We start from the raw sequence: 18,754 nt of genomic DNA, 5'->3' as shown, positions 1-18,754 counted from the left end.
CCCCCCCCCCCCCCCCCCCCCCCCCGCCATAATTACCGCTTTCATAAAGAATGCGTCCCTCCATTTTCCATTTTGCAGTCGTATGGATAGTATGGACAGGTTCCCGGCTGTTTATCGTACAGCGTCTAAAAAATTCCATGCTGTGAACGTCTGTCTGCTTTCTACCGGATAAAATCCGGTAATTCAGGCGGTTTGCCCTTGTAAAACAGAGGAATATGGTATAGAATAAAGAATTGAAATTACAACAAATGACAGCGGAGGTTCACCGATGCCAAAACAAGTGGAAATTTTCACCGACGGGGCCTGTTCCGGTAATCCCGGCGTGGGCGGCTGGGGCGCTGTGCTCCGGTTCGGCGCGCACGAGAAGGAGCTTTCCGGCGGCGAGGCCGAAACCACAAACAACCGTATGGAACTCACCGCCGTGATCGAGGCGCTCACCGCGCTCAAGGAGCCCTGCGAGGTCACCGTCACCACCGACTCAAAATATGTGGTCGACGCGATCGAAAAGGGCTGGGTCTACGGCTGGCAGAAGAAAAACTGGATGCGCGCGCCTGGCGAGCCCGCCAAAAACGTCGACCTGTGGAAGAAACTGCTCGCGCTACTGCGGCAGCACAAGGTTCAGTTCCAGTGGGTGCGCGGCCACAACGGCCACCCCGAAAACGAACGCTGCGACACGCTTGCGGTCGCCGCAATTGAAAAGATCCGGGGAAATTTGTAAATTTTTTTGATTGCCTATTGAATTCTATACCAATTCAGTATAGAATTGAGATGTAAAGAACAATTCCCGTCAGAATGGAGTTTTGCATATGAAAAAATTTGTATACGCGGACAACGCCGCGACCACACAGATTTCCGACGCTGTTTTGGAGGCGATGCTCCCCTGGCTCAAGGACGGCTACGGCAACCCTTCCAGCATCTACGCCAAAGGCCGCGAGGCCGGACATGCCATCGAGGCCGCGCGCAAACAGGTGGCCGGTGCGCTCGGCGCGCGGCCGGATGAAATCTACTTCACCGGCTGCGGCTCTGAAAGCGACAACTGGGCGATCAAAGGCGCGGCCCATAAGCTTGCCTCCAAGGGCAAAAAGCATATCATCACCACCGCGTTCGAGCATCATGCGGTCCTTCACACCTGTGCCGCGCTCGAAAAGGAAGGCTTTGAAATCACCTATCTTCCGGTCGGTCCGCTCGGCGTGATCGATCCGCAGCAGGTCGCGGATGCGATCCGCGCGGATACCGCGCTGGTTACGATTATGTATGCGAACAATGAAATCGGCACCATCCAACCGATTCCTGAGATTGGGGAGATCTGCCGTTCAAAGGGCGTGTGGTTCCACACCGACGCGGTGCAGGCAGTCGGCAACGTCCCAATCAACGTTGTTGATCAGAAGATCGACATGCTCTCCCTTTCCGGGCACAAGATTCACGCTCCGAAGGGCGTGGGCGTCATGTACCTGCGAAAAGGCATTGTCCTGCCAAACCTCATCGACGGAGGCGGCCAGGAACGTGGACGGCGCGCGGGAACCGAAAATGTCGCCTCGATCGTCGGGCTTGGCACGGCGATTGAGATCGCCTGCGCGGACATCCCGGCCCGCATCGCAAAGGTCACGCCGATGCGCGACCGGATCATCGGCGAGCTGCTCAAAATCCCGATGTCCCGTCTCAACGGCGATCAGGAACACCGCCTCTGCGGCAACGTGAATATCTCCTTCCCGGGCGTGGAGGGTGAATCCCTGCTTCTGTCGCTCGATCTTGTCGGCATCTGCGCCTCCTCCGGTTCCGCCTGCACATCCGGTTCGCTCGATCCCAGCCATGTGCTGCTTGCAATCGGCCTTTCCCATGAGGTTGCGCATGGTTCTCTGCGTATCTCGATCACCGACTGGAACAATGACGCGGACATCGATCATATCATTGAAAGCGTCCCGCCCATCATCGAACGGCTGCGCGCCATGTCCCCCATGTGGGAGCACATGATGAAAGGCGAGCCGGTCAATCTGTAACCCGTATATTTTTGATTGTCATAGAGAGGAAGTTCTGTTATGCTGTATTCTGATAAAGTGCTGGAACATTTCGCCAACCCCCACAACGTCGGCGAAATTGAAAACGCGGACGGCGTCGGCGAAGTCGGCAACGCCAAATGCGGCGACATCATGAAGATGTACTTAAAAATTGAGGGCGGCGTCATCTCTGACGTCAAGTTCAAAACCTTCGGCTGCGGCGCCGCTATCGCAACCAGCTCGATGGCGACCGATATGATCAAGGGTGCCACCATTGAGGACGCGCTCAAGCTTTCCAACAAAGCTGTTGTCGAAGCGCTCGACGGTCTTCCCGCTTCCAAAATTCACTGTTCGGTTCTGGCCGAACAGGCTGTCAAATCCGCGCTGGCCGATTACTACCGCAAGAACGGCGTCGATCCCACCCCGATCGTCGGGAATATTGAGGACTGCGACGCCTGCCACAACCTTTAATTGCACGTTTCGCCGTGCGCACGAGTGACTTTCTTGCGCGTCCAAGAAAGTCACCAAAGAAGGACGTTCAAGGGGGCTTCCAACAGCCCCCTTGAAAATCCCCTGTGAGTACGTCCGCTTAGACAAAACGCAACTTGCCGCGTGATAAAAAGCACGCGGGACAAATCGCCGCAACCTTGCGGCGATGCGCTGCGCGCAATAAGGACAAACCGATCGAAAAACCGGAGAACCGCTCTCAGCGGTCCTCCGGTTCTTTGTTTATATAAAGTTCCTCCGACTCCCGCTGCGCGTCCCGCAGATCCTCCACCGTCACCCCCAGCGCCCGCTGCGCTTCCATCGGTATCCCCGGAATCTGCATGATCCGCTCTAACGTATCCTCCACTTCCGTTACACGACTGAATAATCTGAAATAAGGATCTCTTTCCATTGCTACTCCCTCCGTTTCTTGTCATATGGTGACAGGAATTAAAACTATTGTAACATGACATGCTCTAATTGTAAACATGGCAACTGGTGACAAGATTTTTACGATTGGAGCGATAGCAATGCCGGTTAACAGCGACATTTTAAAGGAACTGCGCAAAGATAAAAAGTTGACACAAGATGATATTGGTGAACGGCTCGGCATGGCCGGTTCAACCTATGCAAGCTACGAAACCGGACGGAGACGCATGCGGATTGAACTCTTGGAGAACATCGCCGACGAGCTTGGCACATCCACCGATTACATTTTGGGCCGTACCGCGATCCAGAAGCCTTACCCAAAGCGATAATGGTCCCGCGCGCCTTGCGAAGCACCAGCGCGCGGCGCACCCAGCTTTTCTTCGAGCGGCTGCGCCGCCTATGGCGGATGCGGGGCTCACCCCGCACACCGCCATCGAAGCGGCGCGGGGTCGCGGGGATACCCCGCGCGTGTTCTTTCCCCCATTTCTTGCACGAGCAAGAAATGGGGCCCGGGCGCGCGGAGGGCGCGTTCCCCGGGCGCGCGGAGGGCGCATTCCCCGAGCGCGCGGAGGGCACATTCCCTGGGCGCGCGGAGGGCGCAATGCCATGGGCGCGGCGAAACGCACAAAAAACATCCCCCGGAAATCCGGGGGATGTTTTTTATCGGAACATATTCTTTTTCCAGAGGATAAGCGCCGCAATCCCGCAAAGCCCGAGCGACAGTGCGATTGGAAACCACGAATACGGCAACGGCAGATCCACCACGTTCATGCCGAAGAAGCTGAACACCATATTGGGGATGGCCATGACGATGGTGATGGCGGTGAGCACCTTCATGACGATATTGAGGTTATTCGAGATGACCGACGCGAAGGCGTCCATCGTCCCGGAAAGGATATTCGAATAGATATTACACATTTCGATCGCCTGCTTGACCTCGATGAGCACATCTTCCAGCAGGTCCTCGTCCTCCTCATACAGCTTGATAATCCGACCGCGCAGGATTTTCTCGAGCGTGATCTCATCGGACTTGAGCGATGTGGAGAAAAACACAAGCGATTTTTCCAAGCCCAAAAGCTGGATGAGCTCCTTGTTGCGCATCGACTGATGCAGGCGTGTTTCGGTCATTGAGGAGATTTTGTCGATCTGCTTGAGGTACTGCAGAAAGCGCGCGGCGATCCGCAGCAGGGTTAAGAGCAGGAAACGCGTTTTCAGCGAGGTTTGCAGGCCTTTGACACGGCCTTCCGCCATTTCGCTGATGAGCAGGTTTTCCCGCAGGCAGACGGTCAGGACATAGTCCCGCGTCATAATGATTCCCATTGGCATGGTGGTGTAGAGGATGGTTTTGTTTTCGTCATCCTGCTGATCAGCCACCGGGTAGTCAACAATCACCAGCGTCTGGCCTTCCTCACTCTCGATGCGGGAGCTTTCCTCTTCGTCGAGCGCGGCACGCACGAAATCCGGCTCGATCTCGAGGTCGCCGGTGAGGTAGGCGATCTCCGCTTCCGAAGGGCTGATGGCACAGATCCAGCAGCCGGTTTCGGGGGCGTCGATCCTGATAATACGATTGTCAACGGTTTTGTAGAAGTTAAGCATCGTAATACCCCTTTTCCGCAGGGGTACGGTCTTAGCGGTTGGATGTGCCCCTGCCGATATTCTCTTTTCTGATCACGCGTTGTCGAACTGGACAACTACTTCCAGGGTCAGGGTTCACATCTACACCTCCAAAAATTCAATTCCGGCAGATTTCTTACAGGCCGCCGCCCGTTTTACGCCTTATCTATTATAGCACAACCCCAGACGAATGCAAGCGCATTTTCGCGTTATCCGGCAATAAAATTAACTATTTGTCGAAAACTGGTCAAATCGGGGTTTTTTGAACAAATCCCGCCTTTTTACGTCTTTTTTACCCAAAACATACAAAAAGGCCCCCTTCCCGGACGGGGAGGGGGCCTGCGGAGCATGTTCAGAACTGCGCATTAAAGGTTTCTTCCACTTTGGAGGTGTCGTCCGCCATGACGAGGATCACATAATTGCCATGCGTGAGAGTGACCGCACCGTTGATTTTGACCATCTCCCCCGGATTGTAGCTTTCATAGGCATGCTTCTGGTCGTCGATGCGTTCTGCAACCGCATCTTTCACCATCTGCAGGTCAGCGGAGTCCTTCACCTGAAAAACCGAAACCTCCTCGGCCGTTGCACGGCTGCCGCTGATGTAGCAGGATTTGTCTGCAATCTTTTCCATATCCAGGTTGTAGATATTTTCAACCATGTCGTCTTCCAGTGTGATCATCGCATCTTTAAAGGTAAGCTCATCCGCAACCGCCTTGACCACGTCCGCCGCCGCGGGCTGTTTACCGGAGTCCGCTTCCTTTCCGCCGCAGCCGGCCAGCAGCGCCGCACACGCGGCAATCGCCAAAATTCCTGATATCAGTTTTCTCATTGCAATCGTCTCCTTATTCAACCGTTTCCAGCTCCGCTCCCGGCTCTGGGAAGGAGCTGCTTGTTTCCGCCGCCAGGTCTTCCGGTTCAGAAGAAGCCGCCGGCGGCATGCCTACGACATGGGTCTTGAGATAGGTGAACCAGATCTGATAGTAATCCGGGCCGAAATGCATGCCATCCGCCGGGGATGCCGCGTCCGGCAGCCGGCCGTTTTCATCCTTAAACTTCTCCGCGACATTCAGATAGTAGACGCCCTTCTCCTTGCAGAGTTCAAGCAGCGCGGCATTAAAAGTGTCGATCTTGTCGTTGTTCATATTATACTGATTGTTCAGGGTCACCGGCAGGATCGACTGGACGTAGACGAGCGCGTTCGGCTGGATTTCACGCACGTCGTCAATGAGTTTTCCATAGCGGCTGATGAAGGTCTGCTGGTCTTCGTCACGTACTTCGTTGCCGCCCAGCATGATGTATACCTTTGCATACTGTTTCTGCCCGAGCGCGTCCATGATGGGGATCCGGGTTCCGTCCTCCTGCTTAACCGCTTCCTTGGTGTAGACCGAGCCGAGGTTTACACCGGTATCCGCCAGCACGTCGGTGTTTTTCATCACGCCATAGAGGTCGATGCCGGTTGTGATTGAATCGCCCACAAAAACAGCGTCGTCAAAATAGGTGCTTTTCACGCGCTCGCTTTCGGGTACTGCCCCATCAAAGACCGGCAGTTCCTCCTCTTCCGGTTCCGAAGAGGACGGCGCCGCGGAGGATTCTTCCGGCGTGCTCGGCGGAGGGCTGCTCGAAGACGCCGGCGAGGAGCTGGGCCCGCTTGACTGCGCCTGCGCTCCCCCGGCCATACTCTGCCATACGAAAGCGATGATCAGCGCAATGGCAATCGCGGCGCCAATCAACCCCAGCACCGGCCAAATGGAATTCTTTTTTGGCCCGCGGTTTATTTTAATCGGTCTGTCTGACATGGCAATTTCTCCCTAAATCTCATGCGGCCTGCCCAGGATGGACAAGCATTCGTCGTATCGGTTAATTATACAACAACTCTTCCACAATTGTAAACAGGCGGGCCCCTGCGCAAAATGAACAAAATGTAAAAAATAGGAGTATACAAACAGTTATAAACACTTTCCACCGAGTTTTCCACAGCTCTGTCCGCCCAATCGGCCGCGAATTCACATGATATCCCCAACCATTTCAACGGTTTATCAACTGTATATTCGTCTCGCGGCCGAAAAATATGCATCCATTTGCCTGCAAAATCTCGTCATTTCACGCACTCTTCACAAATTATACATAGTGTCATAGCATCTTTACACATTTGGGTGTCCTTCCATTATAGTGCTGCTTTTTTGTAAAACTCCTGCCGCGGCCAGCCAGGTTTTCCAAATTCTCCAAGAAAATCAAATTTGTCCTTGACACGCCTCCTTCAATATGATAAGATGTAATTCGTCGAGTGAAGCTCGCGCGTTTTCCGACGGTTCTTTCCCTTCTTTGCGGCAGTGCTGGAATCGGCAGACAGGCACGTTTGAGGGGCGTGTGCGCGAGCGTGTGGGTTCAAGTCCCATCTGCCGCACCAAGACCTTGTAGATTGGCTTTAAAAGCCCATCTGCAAGGTCTTTTTTTATCTTTGCATTTGCCTGTTTGGTGTCGTACAAAACGCTTTTACGACACTTGTACGACATATGTACCGAATAAATCATTCTTTATGCGTGTAGGTGTCCCCGAAAGGGTGACATCATGCACAGACAGAAAAAATGCCGCTATCTTAGCGGCGAACCACCTTGAAGGCAAACAAAAAGCGCCCGGTGTACCAGACCGGACGCTCCTTGCCCTCAAATTTGACATTTAAGGTGGTTTACCATGACAACATTGTATAAAACTGTTGGGGAAAACATTGTTCGCCTGCGTCAGTCCAAAGGCTGGACGCAGGAAGATTTGGCGCATTACGCTGATCTTACTGTATCGAGTGTCAGCAAGATCGAACGCGGCGTTACCAATCCCACGTTAAAGACACTGGATAAAATCGCGGACGCGCTCGGCGTGGAAACCGATTCCCTTTTGCGCTTCTGATTCTCTCCCGGCTCCCGGATCACTCCGGGGGCCTTTTTTATTATGCGCAAAACCGTTGATTTTGACCACGCATTCAGGTACTATTAAAATAAGTATATTCATGCGTAACAGAAGAAAGCCTATCTTGTCCATAGGCTTATTTTCTGTACCCTCGCAGGTTTTGTATATTCACGTCTCCCTGTGGTTAAAAGTATAGGCTATCTGATAACAGATTTCAATATTCAAAACGCCGAAATCTGATAACAGATTTTATGTATTATTGTGAGGTGCGTTATATGGCAAAGTCTCCGAAGCAACAAAAGGCCGCTGACGATTATCTGAAAAACAAGGTTGACACTATAATTTTTCGTGTGCCAAAAGGAGAAAAGGCATTGTTATTTTCTTATGCGAACTCGCAAGGGAAAAGTCTGAATGCCTTCATCTATGCGGCAATACATGAAAAGATAGAGCGGGACAAAGAAACGCCGCCAGCCGACGACTAGCGGCATTCCATCAGTATAACGTAAGCTGATACGGATTTTGTTTTACAAAGTTGTCCGGGAGGTAAAGCCCGATCTGATCGCTGACGGCCTTAATCATGGCCGTTATTTCGTGCGGCGCGCTCCCCTGCTTCTCCATGTACTTCCCCGCTACTTTTATGAAGCTTGCCGCCTCACCCAACTTCTCGGGCGTTTTCGGGCAGGTATTGACGATGTAGGAGCCTGTCTGACGAAGCGTAGGCAATACGTCGTCAAATATCCAGCTTTCAAATTCATCCGCTTCTGGCAGCTCACAGGCCGCCACAAGACGATACAGGTCGCCCTCTGAAATGAAGTTCATCTCCATCGTTTTGTTTACGCTCTGTGGGTGAGGTACTTCCCGTTTCGTTACCCACCTACAATGATCTGTTACAGCTTTGCTTGGATTGGCATAGCGTAATGCACGAGCCGCATCAATTCCGCAAAACTCAATACGTCCGTCCACTTCGATTGTCCGAATCTCTCCGAACCGCTCATTTTGAAAGATTTGAAGCTCATTCATGCTTACATCCCCTCCTTGCGCGCTCTGCCTGCTTCCCGGCCATCATCCCATAATTAAAAATATGGCACAAGACAAAGGTAGGCTCTGGCTCCATCTTCTCGATGTACCACATCACATCTCTCTGGTAATCGTTTGGGATCTGGTGCATCCGAAGAATCTCAAATATCTGCTCTTTATTCATTCTCTAATCTCCCGCCCCTCGTGCATTGCCTGCATCTGTACGATGTCAAAGGGATTGACTGGCAGGCACCAGAGGAAAAAAGCAAGCGTCGGCACCTTATACGCATGGTTGCCAGGAATGTTCGCTTTCCATGCAAATCCAAAGCGGCAGCGGCCTTGTTCGAGCGCACAGCGCAGGCTTGCGGGAGACATGCCCAGGAAGCGCGCTACTTCGGGAACAGGGATGTTAAGCGGGTGTTCGTCGCAAAGTTGGAGAAGTTCATCAAACTTTTCCATAACTGGATGCGGGATTGTCAAGTTCACAAAAATACCTCCTTGATTTTCCCCCGAATGTAGGGTAAAATACAAGGGACAGGAAAGGCTGATACTTACTGGGTTTTAGCTTTCTGTGTGGTGGTTAAGCGTTGCAGCGCTTGACCACTTTCTTTTTACAGGATTCAAAGTATCTTCGCTGCTGCTCTTTGGTGAGCCTCTGGAATTCTTTGAATTTCATTGGCGGCTCCTTTCCGCCTTTCCTGTCCCTCTGGTTATATAATACTATATCTGCGCAGATATATCAAGATTCATTTTGCCTAAATATATCTATGCAGATATGTCGATATTGTATATATGCACAGATATATATTTTTGATATAATATATTCGAAAGGTGGGATAGTATGTCTCCTGCAAGTAAGGCTCAACAGAAAGCAGTCAATAAATATATGAAAGAAAACTATGATCGTGTAAACCTCACAGTCCCTAAAGGCAAAAAAGAAACCATTGCAAGTCACGCCCAAAAACAGGGCAAGAGCTTGAATGGCTACATAAATGAAGCGATTGATGAAAAAATGGAGCGGGACAACCAGGACAAATAAAAAGCGCCTTGTCCGAGTGGGCAAGGCGTGATATAATTGCGATAGGCGCTGTACAAAGACGGCAGGCGGTTAGCCCACCCCGGAAAGGGGGTGGTATGTATGGTCGAGATGATTTTAGCAATCCTTTTGGTTGTGGCGATCACCGAGGCCGTGAAGTACATAAAAAAATAACCGCCCATCCCTGCAAAAGATAGCGGTTATTTTTCCGTAATTTTTTCTAGGGCTAACCGTCTGCTGACAGCGCCTCTTTGTATTTTTATTATAGCCCCTCAAAGGGGCAAAGTCAAGCCGCAAGCCCTCCCCCTGCACGAAATTTCATGCACCGAAACTAGCAACACTGCTGTCGGTAGGTTCAATGCGACAGTGTTGTCGAGCTGATTGGTATGCGACACCGCTGTCTATAATCAACTTCGGTGCAGCGCTGCACCGAAGTTCAAACCTATCCGTAGCGTTGCGGTTAGGTTGTATATGCCTGATAGACTTTGTAACGCCAGAGATACAAGGTTGGAAATTAGCCGCAGCGCTGCGGCTAATTTTTTTAGGTACGGACAATCTGTCTGTACCACCACAAGCGGTGGAAAATGAGTATGTCCTCAGACAATAATAAAGCCGCCCCTCAAGTGAAGGGCGGCTTTCCTAGTTTATATTTTCACCGACTACGTTGTGACTTTTAGAAAACATTTTATATAATTTTTAAACATTAATTCTATTTTTTATTAATTTAGTATTAATTTCATGTTAATATTTGGTAATTTAGTTAATTGCATATATATGCTAAACCATGTTAAGCTAATGTTGCCCGATGCCCCGGGTAATAATTCGTCTCCCTGCAAAGATACCCGCCATGTGCGGGCATTTTTGCGTAAAGAAGGCCGCCTCGGGTGGAGGCGGCGGGATTACTTGATATGACCATTATTCTTCAAAATATCTATATATTTTTCTTTCGACAAAGGACAACGGATCAAATCCATAAATTGATCCTTTTCCAACTTTGTTTGTGAGGCCATTTGTGCAATCAAGGGATTTCCTATCTCCTTTTCTCCGTGACTATATTTTGTCCAAATAGATGTTTTTTGTCCGTTTACAAAAAGATAGAAAAATGTATGATCAGATTCCTGGCTAAAAAAACCTTTCTTTAATAAAGCCTTATTGATGTCCCTTATCTTTAATGTTGCCACAGAGCTATTTCCTCCTGGCGATGATTGCCATTATCCTTTGTTTTAATAATTTAGCATCATTGGTCAAGTTGTCATCCGTATCTTCACAATATACTCTCCATAAAGAATCCAAACAGTCATATATTGATGATTTAAGTTTTTCTAAGGAACGTTCGCCAATAAACATTCCTATATCTGCTCGATCCACCAAGTAGTATCCGTCCAGATAACGAACTGGAATAGGTTCTCGCCCTAGAATATAATAACAATAACCGCCTCTTTTAAATGGAGACAAAAAAATTTCATCAGTTGAAAACAAAATGTCACTCACCGTCGAAGATGCGCAAGACGAAGTCCCCAATTTGGTTATATTGTATATTCCCCGTGGGCGTATAAATAATAAGGGGACATTGTAAATTCCACTACTCTTCGTTGCCGTCTCCATCATCATTTTCATCACCTGTACTTGATTCTACGTTTTTTATACATTCGCTAAGCCAAGAGTGTATCTCTTTCGCAACGGTTAAATTCATAATTACACCAGATGAAATATACCGAACAAACATCCTTTGTTCTGGATCGTCTGCTTCGGGAAACACCTTTATCACATTGCCCAACGTTCCGTCTTTATTAAATTCGTGCACCACATCATAGGGTATCGGCATTCTTTCAAGGAAAAAATTCATTATAATTTCCCCTTTGGGAGTAATGCCGCCATAGGCGCCGTTAGTATACGATGGATTATAATCCTTTTCAAAAATGTACTTAAACTTTATACTAGGCTTTTCCACAGAATTACCCCCACATGTCCTCTTTATTATTATTAATATACAATATTATCGAAAAAGTGTAAAGCATAAATACCTCCTTGTTAATATTTTTAAAAACTTTCTTTATTGTGTCCCTAAACCACCTCCAAAAGTTCCACTTCTCCGCAACTTTCCATAAAACTTTGGCGAGGCAGGAATACCCTGCCCCGCCTTTTTCATTTCAGTAGCTGGTTATAAATCTGGTTGGCCTCTATTGCACTGTAGCCAGCGGCCATTAAAGCGTCCTTCTTCTCCTCCTTCTTTTTGTATCCGCGCGTAATTTCCAAGATCTTGACAAAATCCTGTTCGGAAACCCTGATTCCACCCCATAACGTGCCGTCTAGCTTCTCTTCTTTATATTTTGCGTATTTTTCCTTCTGGTCATCGCTCAACATATCGAAACGGTACGCTTTGGAATCAGCCGGGTACATGTTGTAGAACTTGAAAGCATCATCCACGGCGGCGCGTTTTTTGGGATCAAGGTTCAGGGTATCGAGATATTTTGAAAGCTCGGTCACCATCATGGTTGCGCGGCTGTCGTCGCCCTCGTAGTTCTCATACTGCGCCCGGATCTGCTTGTATTTGTTATAGATGTCGTTGAACTGCCGGTAGCTTATCCCGATATCGTGCAGCGCGCGGGCCTGTTCCTGCCTGCTGTCAGACAAATGCGAAATTTCAGGCACATAGATGTATTCGTCCTTCGCCTTTTCTGCGCCCTCCTTCGCGTCTCTTGCAAGCTCGTTCATCTGTTCGCGCAATGCGTCTGTTTGTGCTTGCTTCTCCTTATACGGGATATCCTGCGCAAGCACTTCCTTTTCCGCCTTGCGAAGTTCGGAAATCTGAGACGCGATCTTATTGTAATAGGATTCTGCGATATCCTCCGGCGTGCGTGTTCCAGCAGGGAGATTTTCCGCTGCATCCCGATCCGCTGCCTCGCGTTGCGCCGCTTCATATTCCGCGTAGAACTGATCGGTAACAGAACTTTGGTAGCGTGGATCTGCGGTAAAGCGTCGTTCAAAGGGTTGCACTGCCGCACGGTATACCGCGTTCCCGATCGATTCAAATGGTGTGTTTCCCTTATTTTGCGGAGACGTCAGCGCCTGTAAAACTTGCCCTGGATATCCCCCGTAGCTGCTGATTAAATAATCAACCTGTTTCGGAGAATCCAGGTATTGAAGCGCGCCCCAATCGGGAAGGCGTTGCCCAATATTCGCTATCCCCTTCGCCAACCCCGACGTGTTGATATCGTACTGGTTGATCGGTGACACGTTGGAATTCACCATTGCCTGCGGTACGATCGAACGGCCCGCGAAGTCTTTATTGTATGGGAGATTAGTGGTAATCGGTGCAAGGAAGTGATCTGTCAGCGGATTAGATGGCAAAATATCCGTCATCACCGTATTCCCAAAGTCGCGAAAACTGCCTTCAAGATCGCCTGTTTCAAGATACTGCGCAATCCGGTCAAAGGAAGCTCCCAACAAGGCCCCGTATTCCCTTGACTTTGGAAAGCGTATAAATGTCATTGCGTTCCCGTTTTCATCCACATCCGACAGATTCGGGATCACAAAATAGGAATCCTTTGTCCGATTGTCAAGATCCTTGTAATGCGGATTATCCCGATTGACCAGGAGCAGAAGTAAGGTTGGCAAAGTTACCGACACTGCCGCTTTTGACAGTGTTGAGATCGGGCGATTCTTTAATTGACGCGCCATCTTATCAAGGCCCTGCACCTGGGCATTCAGATACATCGTACCCGCGTCAGCGATTTTGGTAATGGGCGCGTTCCTGGAAAAGTTCACCGTGACATCAGCAGCGGCGAGTGACGCCGCCTTTCTTCCTTGCGGCGTGTCGCCGTACCTTTTTATTGCGTTTCTGTATTCTGCGACGCGGGGAATCTTTTCAGTGAATTCTCCGACAGCGCCAAGCGCGCGGAAAGGTGAATTTAAAAAGCGCTGCAACTTCTGGCCCTTGCTTACCTGTTTAAATGGGAGGGTTTTCTCCACAGACCTTGCAAACCCTTCCTGAGAGCCATAGAATCCCGTCCGGCTCCCTCCCAACGCCTGATACTGTTTATAGGTGTCACTGCGGGTTACAACGTCCAGGAATCCGCGCAGATAATTGGAATACAGTTCCAGTGGATTGTTAGAAATACTGTTAATGAAATATGTTTGGAAATCTCTCAATGTGTTGGTCACTGCGAACAGGGCGTTCACTCCTGTAATGGCCGATTTTGTTTTTGCCGTCATTGCCCGCATCCCGTTCACTACCGCTCTCGTCGCGTCGTCCGACACGCCTTTGTTTTGCAGCCATTGAAGCCCATTCCACATATCGCGGGAAATGTCCAGTGTAACCGGTTTTCCATCCTCCATCAAGGTTAACGTGTACCCATCCCGCGAAAGCTGTTTAAATGTTTCGGTGTCTACGCTGTCAAGGAATCCGTCAATCGAACCTAAATCAAGCGTACCGCCGCTACTTTCTGATATCCCGATCCCCAGCCTTGCGGCCTCTTCCGGGTTCTTGCGCGCCACATCCAGTATTTCACTGTAAAGCTCATTGCGCCGCGCCGCCTTCACAGTTCGGTCAATCTGCGTCATAAACGATTCTTCCAGCGGTATGATTTCGCTGGTTCCGCCCTTCGCCGCTTTAATCACACCAGGAGTAGACACCGACCTTCCGGAAAGCCCGCTCCCGCCGATCTTCTTGTCTTTGCGGAACGTAGGAATATAATCCGGATACATCTCTCTCATGTGCTGATACTGTTTTTCGCTCATCAGACCGCTGCCAACCAACCATTCCTTCTGAAAAGCATCCCACCAGCTTTCTATTTTTTCTGAAATCTTTTTAAATTCAGGATGCTCTTTTTCATAACGCTCAATGGCTTCGCGCGATTCCAGAACGCTGTTTCCGTTGACAGGCTTGTTCTTTACTGTCCGTGCATACTCATATTCAGAGATCAACTGCTCGTATTCCTCAACTAAGTTTCGGGTATAGTCGTCCGGGCCTGTAGCCTTCCGCAATATGTCGCGCCGTTGCCAATCCGGCATGTTTCCAATCTCCGGGTGCTCCACGATGAATTCCCGCAGCGTTTTTAACTTCCCGCGCGCGTCCGCAATACCTTCAAGATTCATGCGCGCTATGTTGTGCTTGTTCTGCATGTAGTCGTTGAATGCGGCAGATTGCCCTTTCGGAATCTTCTTCATCAGCTCGATATAAGAATCCCCTATGACGTCCCCGGAACGACTTACAAGAGACTGTTCCCCTATCACGTCGACCGTTCCGCCGGCCTGCCGGGCAATCTGTGTCGCGGCATCGATAATAGGCGTACCCGTCTGCGCCTGCAATTTATTTAGGCGTTCCAGAGGGGATTGCCCCGAAACCGTGTATTGATAGAATTTACGCCCAGCATCTTTCATAGCGGATGATGTTTCCATTGTTCCGGGCGGGACAATATGCAAAGCCGAATCAGTTTCTTTTCCCTTCAATCCCTCTAAGCGCAATGCGGGATCATCCACCTTCGGTTTCTCCCAATTGAGAGATTGCAGCATGGGATCATTCGGGGGAAGCGTGGGCTTTTTGACTTCCGGAAGCGGAGCAACATCGGTTTTCGAAATATCCAGATTAGAGTTGCTTTTTCTGGACGAATCGGATATACTATAAATAGGATCTGATGCAGCTTCTACTCCGGGCAATTGTAGCCCGGCACGAGGAAGTTGTTGAAGGGTCCTTTTTTCATCCTCAAAAAGGATATTCCCCAGCTTTCGTTGTTCTTCAATGAACTTGTTAAAATTGCCTCGTCCATACATACTGGCAACTTCATTGGAAATCCCAATGCGCCCCGCCTTATCCAAATGGATAGGCACCATCACTGGGTTTCCCTGAGCATCCAAGAATTCGGTAAACACAACCAAGCTATCCCTCTGCGTGGCGGATTTTAACACTGCCACAGGGTTTTCCAGCTGATCTGAAAGATGTTCCAGCGCATAAAACCCCAGATTATGCTTGCCGCCCATATATCCGTCAGGATAGGCGATTTTGCGCACGGTGGTCGGATTCATGGTCATAATTCGGTCTGATGCGCCAAAGCGCTTTAAAATGTCAGGGGTGTCACCCACAGTCAGCGGATAGGTAGGGTTGATGCCGTGCATCACCTCATTGACCTGCTGCATGAAATGAATTTTTTGATTTGTTTTCTGCGCCGCATCCAAATTTTCTATAGGTCTTGTTTCCGGTGCAACGTTCGGCGCATTATCCACAATGTTTTTTACTTTGGCACTTGGAAGTATCGGTTCGCCCATTCTCCGGCTGACGAGATCTGCAGCGCCCATTGTCCCCTGCATAAAGGCAGACATAGCCGACCCCATCAAGGCAGACTGACCAAGTTCTCCCAACGCAGCGTTTTGTGCATCTGGATTGTAGGTAATCCTCTGCAATAGAGGATCAACCGCCGTATTTATGGATTCTTCAAGTCCCTCGCCTGCGACATCAAGGGCCTTCCTGATAAACGGGCTGCCGATTCTACTTGTAAGAATGCCCTGGGGCAGTCCTGGGATACCGCCCGCCAGCCGTTCAGTTGCCACCTCCGACAAGCCAGACAGCGTACCATAATTAAGCGCATCCCGCACATTCGCACCTTCTGCAAATGCTTTCTTGGCGCTGTTTCCAGCGGCAGATGTCCCAATAACTATCTGCGCGCCAGTGGGGCCAGCGGACAAGGCGGGAATCATTGCGCCCGCCATCTGGTTAAAGTCACCGACCATGCGCTGCGAATCATAGGGATTGTATCGCCTTTCGATGCTTTCCCCATATTTCCGCGCAAAGTCTCTTTCAAGGGCCTTTTGCGCTGCAAGATCAAATGTTTCCGAAACTTTGTTCGGTGCGATTCCGCCCAAAGATGTAACCCCAGACATGAGCCGGTTTCCTTGGGCGTTTATGTAGTCACCTATACCCTGTGCTGTGCCCAATACACCTTGCGCAATACGTTCGGAACCATAAGCAAACGCTTTCGCCGGCGTCTGTGCCTGCGGGCCAAAGGAACGTCCCGCCCCTTTACCATCGAACTCTCCTCCGCCCCCTGGCTTTGGCAGTTCAATCTTTACATTTGCGCCGCTTGCAAGGTCGTTATACAGGCTCCGGGATTTATTGAGGTCTTGTTTCAAGGCAGGTGTTACAAGCGGCTTCTGCGCCGCCGTAAGCCCCTTCGACTGTGCATAGTCCAGCTTCTTAAAGTCGGCCATCTTCGGCTGATTCAGCACTGGCTTTTTGATACTCGAAGCGCTCCCACCAGTTAAGGTGGGAGCTTTGAATATCATTGGTTTTTTGTCTCTTTTAGATAGATCAAATTCCTCGTCATCATCGTCGAGTTTAACGCCATATCTTTTTAACAGGTATTCATCAACCATGAGACCACCTCACTTTTTAATACCCCGGCCCGTATAGTCCCTGCTTATTCGCTAATTCGTATGCGAAGTTTCCATTGTTGTTAACTTTTTTGAACACTCCGTTTTGCTGGCCGCTTAAAATTTCCTGTGGGCTAGTCATCCCGGCCCCTGGCACATAAATATAGTCACCACCTATTGGGCCGCTTCCTGCTAGATTAGTCATGAATGGCTCTTTGGTTTGGAGCCCAAGCAAATCATTTGCCGCCTGTAAATACCGCTCGTCTCCCGTCTGCTCGTACATGTCCAGATAGTTGTTATAAAGCTGCTGTCTTGTGAATCCGCCGGAACTTCCCGAGCTGCCCGAACCCTTCAAGCTGCTGTTATACGCCGCGAGTTCTTTTTGCCGCTCGAAGTCTCTCTGCGACTGCTGTTCCTGCCAGTCGCGTTCCGCCTGCTGCTGTTGGAGCTGCAAGAGGGCGTTGGCCATCATCTGCGCATACTGGCTTGCATTCTGCGCCACGGCAAGGTTTCCGCTGCCCCGCGTGTTGGCAATGTTCATATCGAGATTGGCAAGGTTCTGGTCGTATACGCCGCGCAGATTGTTCAAGCTGTTTCCATAGTTGGTTTCCAGCGCAAGGTTGGCACTTTCGGACGCGCCTCCCCCAAGGCCCATTGCTGCCATCTGCTGCGGAAGGTTCTTGCGGGAAAGTTCTTTTGCAAGGTAAGCCTGCTGTGCGCTGTCCTGGTACTGGCTGTCCAGCGTCCCGCGCTGTGCTTCCAGTTGCCGGATTGCCTGATTGGTCTGCGCCATCAGGCGGTCAGCATCCGCTTCTTCCGTTTCCCTAAGTGCTGCCCTGTATTGGCTCATAATATCACCGTACCCCGTCATAGGATTCGCCTTTCCTTTGCTGTCATAGCCCGCCGGATAGTTCGTTGCGCCGTTCGCGCTGCCGTCCCATTTCCCCGCAATCCTCCCCTGTGCAAGTAAAGAATCATACGCCGCCTGGTTGAAGCTCCCGCTTCCCCATATCGCCTGATATTCCGGGCTGTCAATCGGGAGCGCTCCGCCGCTCATCCCCCGGCCCGCGACGAGATTGTCATAAACCCAGTTGTATTCGTCTGAACCGTAGGGGTAACGGTAATCGCTGTTGCCAAAGTCTGTACCGTAGTTCCAATCGACATAGGCTTTTGCACTGTCCGAAATCTGCGAACGGTTCTTCGCGGTATTCGGCGCTACGTAGTCGAGCGAATAATAATCCTTGTCCGGGTTACGGCTTATGTAGGAAAGCCCAACCATCGCGCCGTTCTTTAGTCTCGCAACCGGGTCTTTTCCCGTTCCGGTTCTTGCGCCGGTATACTCGTAGCCCTCTTTTCCGGTTCCCCACTCGCCCTTTGAATTTTTATAGGTCGTGTACCCGTCATACCCGCCCTTACCGTTCCCGGTATAGGCCCCGGCAACCTGCGTCCGCTGCGTGGAGCCGTTTTTATTAGAGCCGGAACCGCTATTGTACTTGTTATATACATTCTGCCCGTACTTGTCATCCATGCTGTACCAGCCGCCATTCGCGCCCTGCACATAGGTCTTGCCGCGCTCGGTTTTGGTCTGTCCCGGATTGACTCCGGGTTTAGACGACTTTGAGCTGCTGGAGGAGCTGGATTTTGACGAACTGGACTTGTTCCCGGAAGAACTGCTCTTGCTGGAAGAACTGCTCGACCATTTTTTTCCGGAATCACTGTCCGCGCTTACCCATAGGCCGCTGGAAGTCTGAACATAACTTTTTCCACCCTCGGTTTTGGTATTGCCCGCTTTTCCCTTTGCCATGATATCACCCCTATCTAATCATCATTGCCACCAGCGCCCCCACAAGCCCGCCTGACAGGGTGGATACTGCGCTGGTGAAGATTGTCCTTGTCATGCTGTTCCAGCGTT

18 protein-coding genes and 1 tRNA gene are annotated in these 18,754 nt (G+C 50.4%); 8 read left to right on the top strand and 11 right to left on the bottom strand.

Features of this window, described 5'->3' with window-relative positions:
- Positions 1–268 precede the first annotated feature (268 nt).
- The 3 genes from rnhA (at position 269) to nifU (ending at position 2,465) form a co-directional block, all read left to right on the top strand.
- Entirely contained in the window at positions 269–718 is a 450-nt protein-coding gene (gene rnhA / locus DWV16_RS11555; protein ID WP_118479371.1) for a ribonuclease HI, read from the top strand.
- Between the two features lie 88 nt (positions 719–806).
- Complete coding sequence (gene nifS / locus DWV16_RS11550) at positions 807–1,997, top strand: cysteine desulfurase NifS (protein WP_066457999.1); 1,191 nt, start codon at positions 807–809, stop codon at positions 1,995–1,997.
- Positions 1,998–2,036: 39 nt separating this feature from the next.
- On the top strand, positions 2,037–2,465 hold the full coding sequence (gene nifU / locus DWV16_RS11545; protein WP_066457997.1) for a Fe-S cluster assembly scaffold protein NifU: 429 nt from the start codon (positions 2,037–2,039) through the stop codon (positions 2,463–2,465).
- A 235-nt stretch (positions 2,466–2,700) separates the two neighbouring features.
- On the opposite strand, the gene DWV16_RS18875 is transcribed toward nifU, so the two are convergent.
- Complete coding sequence (locus DWV16_RS18875; RefSeq protein WP_147349458.1) at positions 2,701–2,892, bottom strand: hypothetical protein; 192 nt, start codon at positions 2,890–2,892, stop codon at positions 2,701–2,703.
- Between the two features lie 118 nt (positions 2,893–3,010).
- Between DWV16_RS18875 and DWV16_RS11540 the strand changes: the two genes are divergently transcribed.
- On the top strand, positions 3,011–3,238 hold the full coding sequence (locus DWV16_RS11540) for a helix-turn-helix domain-containing protein (protein ID WP_066457995.1): 228 nt from the start codon (positions 3,011–3,013) through the stop codon (positions 3,236–3,238).
- A gap of 331 nt (positions 3,239–3,569) precedes the next feature.
- Here DWV16_RS11540 and DWV16_RS11535 read toward each other — a convergent pair whose 3' ends face one another.
- From DWV16_RS11535 to DWV16_RS11525, 3 genes are all read right to left on the bottom strand, one after another.
- Positions 3,570–4,505 (bottom strand): magnesium transporter CorA family protein, encoded by a 936-nt coding sequence (locus tag DWV16_RS11535; RefSeq protein ID WP_066457991.1) that lies wholly within the window; start codon positions 4,503–4,505, stop codon positions 3,570–3,572.
- A gap of 370 nt (positions 4,506–4,875) precedes the next feature.
- On the bottom strand, positions 4,876–5,352 hold the full coding sequence (locus tag DWV16_RS11530; protein ID WP_066457989.1) for a DUF4358 domain-containing protein: 477 nt from the start codon (positions 5,350–5,352) through the stop codon (positions 4,876–4,878).
- 13 nt (positions 5,353–5,365) lie between these two features.
- Complete coding sequence (locus DWV16_RS11525) at positions 5,366–6,319, bottom strand: GDSL-type esterase/lipase family protein (protein ID WP_118479369.1); 954 nt, start codon at positions 6,317–6,319, stop codon at positions 5,366–5,368.
- A 528-nt stretch (positions 6,320–6,847) separates the two neighbouring features.
- Between DWV16_RS11525 and DWV16_RS11520 the strand changes: the two genes are divergently transcribed.
- The 3 genes from DWV16_RS11520 (at position 6,848) to DWV16_RS11510 (ending at position 7,906) form a co-directional block, all read left to right on the top strand.
- Positions 6,848–6,930 (top strand) — tRNA-Leu (locus DWV16_RS11520).
- Positions 6,931–7,214: 284 nt separating this feature from the next.
- Positions 7,215–7,424, top strand: coding sequence for a helix-turn-helix domain-containing protein (locus DWV16_RS11515; RefSeq protein ID WP_118479367.1), 210 nt, complete (start codon positions 7,215–7,217; stop codon positions 7,422–7,424).
- 275 nt (positions 7,425–7,699) lie between these two features.
- Positions 7,700–7,906 carry an antitoxin gene (locus DWV16_RS11510; protein ID WP_118479365.1) on the top strand — a complete coding sequence of 69 codons (207 nt, stop codon included), beginning with the start codon at positions 7,700–7,702 and terminating at the stop codon, positions 7,904–7,906.
- A 10-nt stretch (positions 7,907–7,916) separates the two neighbouring features.
- On the opposite strand, the gene DWV16_RS11505 is transcribed toward DWV16_RS11510, so the two are convergent.
- Genes DWV16_RS11505 through DWV16_RS11495 form a run of 3 tightly spaced genes read right to left on the bottom strand, consistent with a single transcriptional unit; the run spans position 7,917 to position 8,927 of the window.
- Positions 7,917–8,444, bottom strand: coding sequence for a BRO family protein (locus DWV16_RS11505; protein ID WP_118479363.1), 528 nt, complete (start codon positions 8,442–8,444; stop codon positions 7,917–7,919).
- On the bottom strand, positions 8,437–8,625 hold the full coding sequence (locus DWV16_RS11500; RefSeq protein WP_118479361.1) for a hypothetical protein: 189 nt from the start codon (positions 8,623–8,625) through the stop codon (positions 8,437–8,439). The genes DWV16_RS11505 and DWV16_RS11500 overlap by 8 nt, the downstream gene beginning before the upstream one ends.
- Positions 8,622–8,927: a hypothetical protein gene (locus DWV16_RS11495; RefSeq protein WP_118479359.1), complete on the bottom strand. Its 306-nt coding sequence runs from the start codon at positions 8,925–8,927 to the stop codon at positions 8,622–8,624. The genes DWV16_RS11500 and DWV16_RS11495 overlap by 4 nt, the downstream gene beginning before the upstream one ends.
- A 355-nt stretch (positions 8,928–9,282) precedes the next feature.
- Between DWV16_RS11495 and DWV16_RS11490 the strand changes: the two genes are divergently transcribed.
- Positions 9,283–9,480 (top strand): hypothetical protein, encoded by a 198-nt coding sequence (locus DWV16_RS11490; protein ID WP_118479357.1) that lies wholly within the window; start codon positions 9,283–9,285, stop codon positions 9,478–9,480.
- Positions 9,481–10,376: 896 nt separating this feature from the next.
- Here the strand turns inward: DWV16_RS11490 and DWV16_RS11485 are convergent.
- The 4 genes from DWV16_RS11485 to DWV16_RS11470 form a co-directional block, all read right to left on the bottom strand.
- Positions 10,377–10,658 carry a hypothetical protein gene (locus DWV16_RS11485; RefSeq protein ID WP_118479355.1) on the bottom strand — a complete coding sequence of 94 codons (282 nt, stop codon included), beginning with the start codon at positions 10,656–10,658 and terminating at the stop codon, positions 10,377–10,379.
- Between the two features lie 401 nt (positions 10,659–11,059).
- Positions 11,060–11,428: a hypothetical protein gene (locus DWV16_RS11480; protein ID WP_118479353.1), complete on the bottom strand. Its 369-nt coding sequence runs from the start codon at positions 11,426–11,428 to the stop codon at positions 11,060–11,062.
- A 194-nt stretch (positions 11,429–11,622) separates the two neighbouring features.
- Positions 11,623–16,845 carry an LPD38 domain-containing protein gene (locus DWV16_RS11475; protein WP_118479351.1) on the bottom strand — a complete coding sequence of 1,741 codons (5,223 nt, stop codon included), beginning with the start codon at positions 16,843–16,845 and terminating at the stop codon, positions 11,623–11,625.
- A 16-nt stretch (positions 16,846–16,861) separates the two neighbouring features.
- A complete protein-coding gene (locus tag DWV16_RS11470) occupies positions 16,862–18,646 on the bottom strand; it encodes a hypothetical protein (RefSeq protein ID WP_118479348.1) in 1,785 nt (594 codons plus the stop codon).
- Between the last annotated feature and the right edge of the window lie 108 nt (positions 18,647–18,754).

It is taken from the genome of Anaerotruncus sp. AF02-27 (assembly GCF_003465835.1).
Lineage (GTDB): Bacteria > Bacillota > Clostridia > Oscillospirales > Ruminococcaceae > Anaerotruncus > Anaerotruncus rubiinfantis.
This window is presented reverse-complemented; position numbering and strand designations above follow the sequence as displayed.

What these genes read in the sequence shown, in the direction of transcription:
- rnhA (WP_118479371.1), top strand. Translation starts at nt 269, where the DNA reads ATGCCAAAACAAGTGGAAATTTTCACCGACGGGGCCTGTTCCGGTAAT.
- nifS (WP_066457999.1), top strand. Translation starts at nt 807, where the DNA reads ATGAAAAAATTTGTATACGCGGACAACGCCGCGACCACACAGATTTCC.
- nifU (WP_066457997.1), top strand. Translation starts at nt 2,037, where the DNA reads ATGCTGTATTCTGATAAAGTGCTGGAACATTTCGCCAACCCCCACAAC.
- DWV16_RS18875 (WP_147349458.1), bottom strand. Translation starts at nt 2,892, where the DNA reads ATGGAAAGAGATCCTTATTTCAGATTATTCAGTCGTGTAACGGAAGTG.
- DWV16_RS11540 (WP_066457995.1), top strand. Translation starts at nt 3,011, where the DNA reads ATGCCGGTTAACAGCGACATTTTAAAGGAACTGCGCAAAGATAAAAAG.
- DWV16_RS11535 (WP_066457991.1), bottom strand. Translation starts at nt 4,505, where the DNA reads ATGCTTAACTTCTACAAAACCGTTGACAATCGTATTATCAGGATCGAC.
- DWV16_RS11530 (WP_066457989.1), bottom strand. Translation starts at nt 5,352, where the DNA reads ATGAGAAAACTGATATCAGGAATTTTGGCGATTGCCGCGTGTGCGGCG.
- DWV16_RS11525 (WP_118479369.1), bottom strand. Translation starts at nt 6,319, where the DNA reads ATGTCAGACAGACCGATTAAAATAAACCGCGGGCCAAAAAAGAATTCC.
- DWV16_RS11515 (WP_118479367.1), top strand. Translation starts at nt 7,215, where the DNA reads ATGACAACATTGTATAAAACTGTTGGGGAAAACATTGTTCGCCTGCGT.
- DWV16_RS11510 (WP_118479365.1), top strand. Translation starts at nt 7,700, where the DNA reads ATGGCAAAGTCTCCGAAGCAACAAAAGGCCGCTGACGATTATCTGAAA.
- DWV16_RS11505 (WP_118479363.1), bottom strand. Translation starts at nt 8,444, where the DNA reads ATGAATGAGCTTCAAATCTTTCAAAATGAGCGGTTCGGAGAGATTCGG.
- DWV16_RS11500 (WP_118479361.1), bottom strand. Translation starts at nt 8,625, where the DNA reads ATGAATAAAGAGCAGATATTTGAGATTCTTCGGATGCACCAGATCCCA.
- DWV16_RS11490 (WP_118479357.1), top strand. Translation starts at nt 9,283, where the DNA reads ATGTCTCCTGCAAGTAAGGCTCAACAGAAAGCAGTCAATAAATATATG.
- DWV16_RS11475 (WP_118479351.1), bottom strand. Translation starts at nt 16,845, where the DNA reads ATGGTTGATGAATACCTGTTAAAAAGATATGGCGTTAAACTCGACGAT.
- DWV16_RS11470 (WP_118479348.1), bottom strand. Translation starts at nt 18,646, where the DNA reads ATGGCAAAGGGAAAAGCGGGCAATACCAAAACCGAGGGTGGAAAAAGT.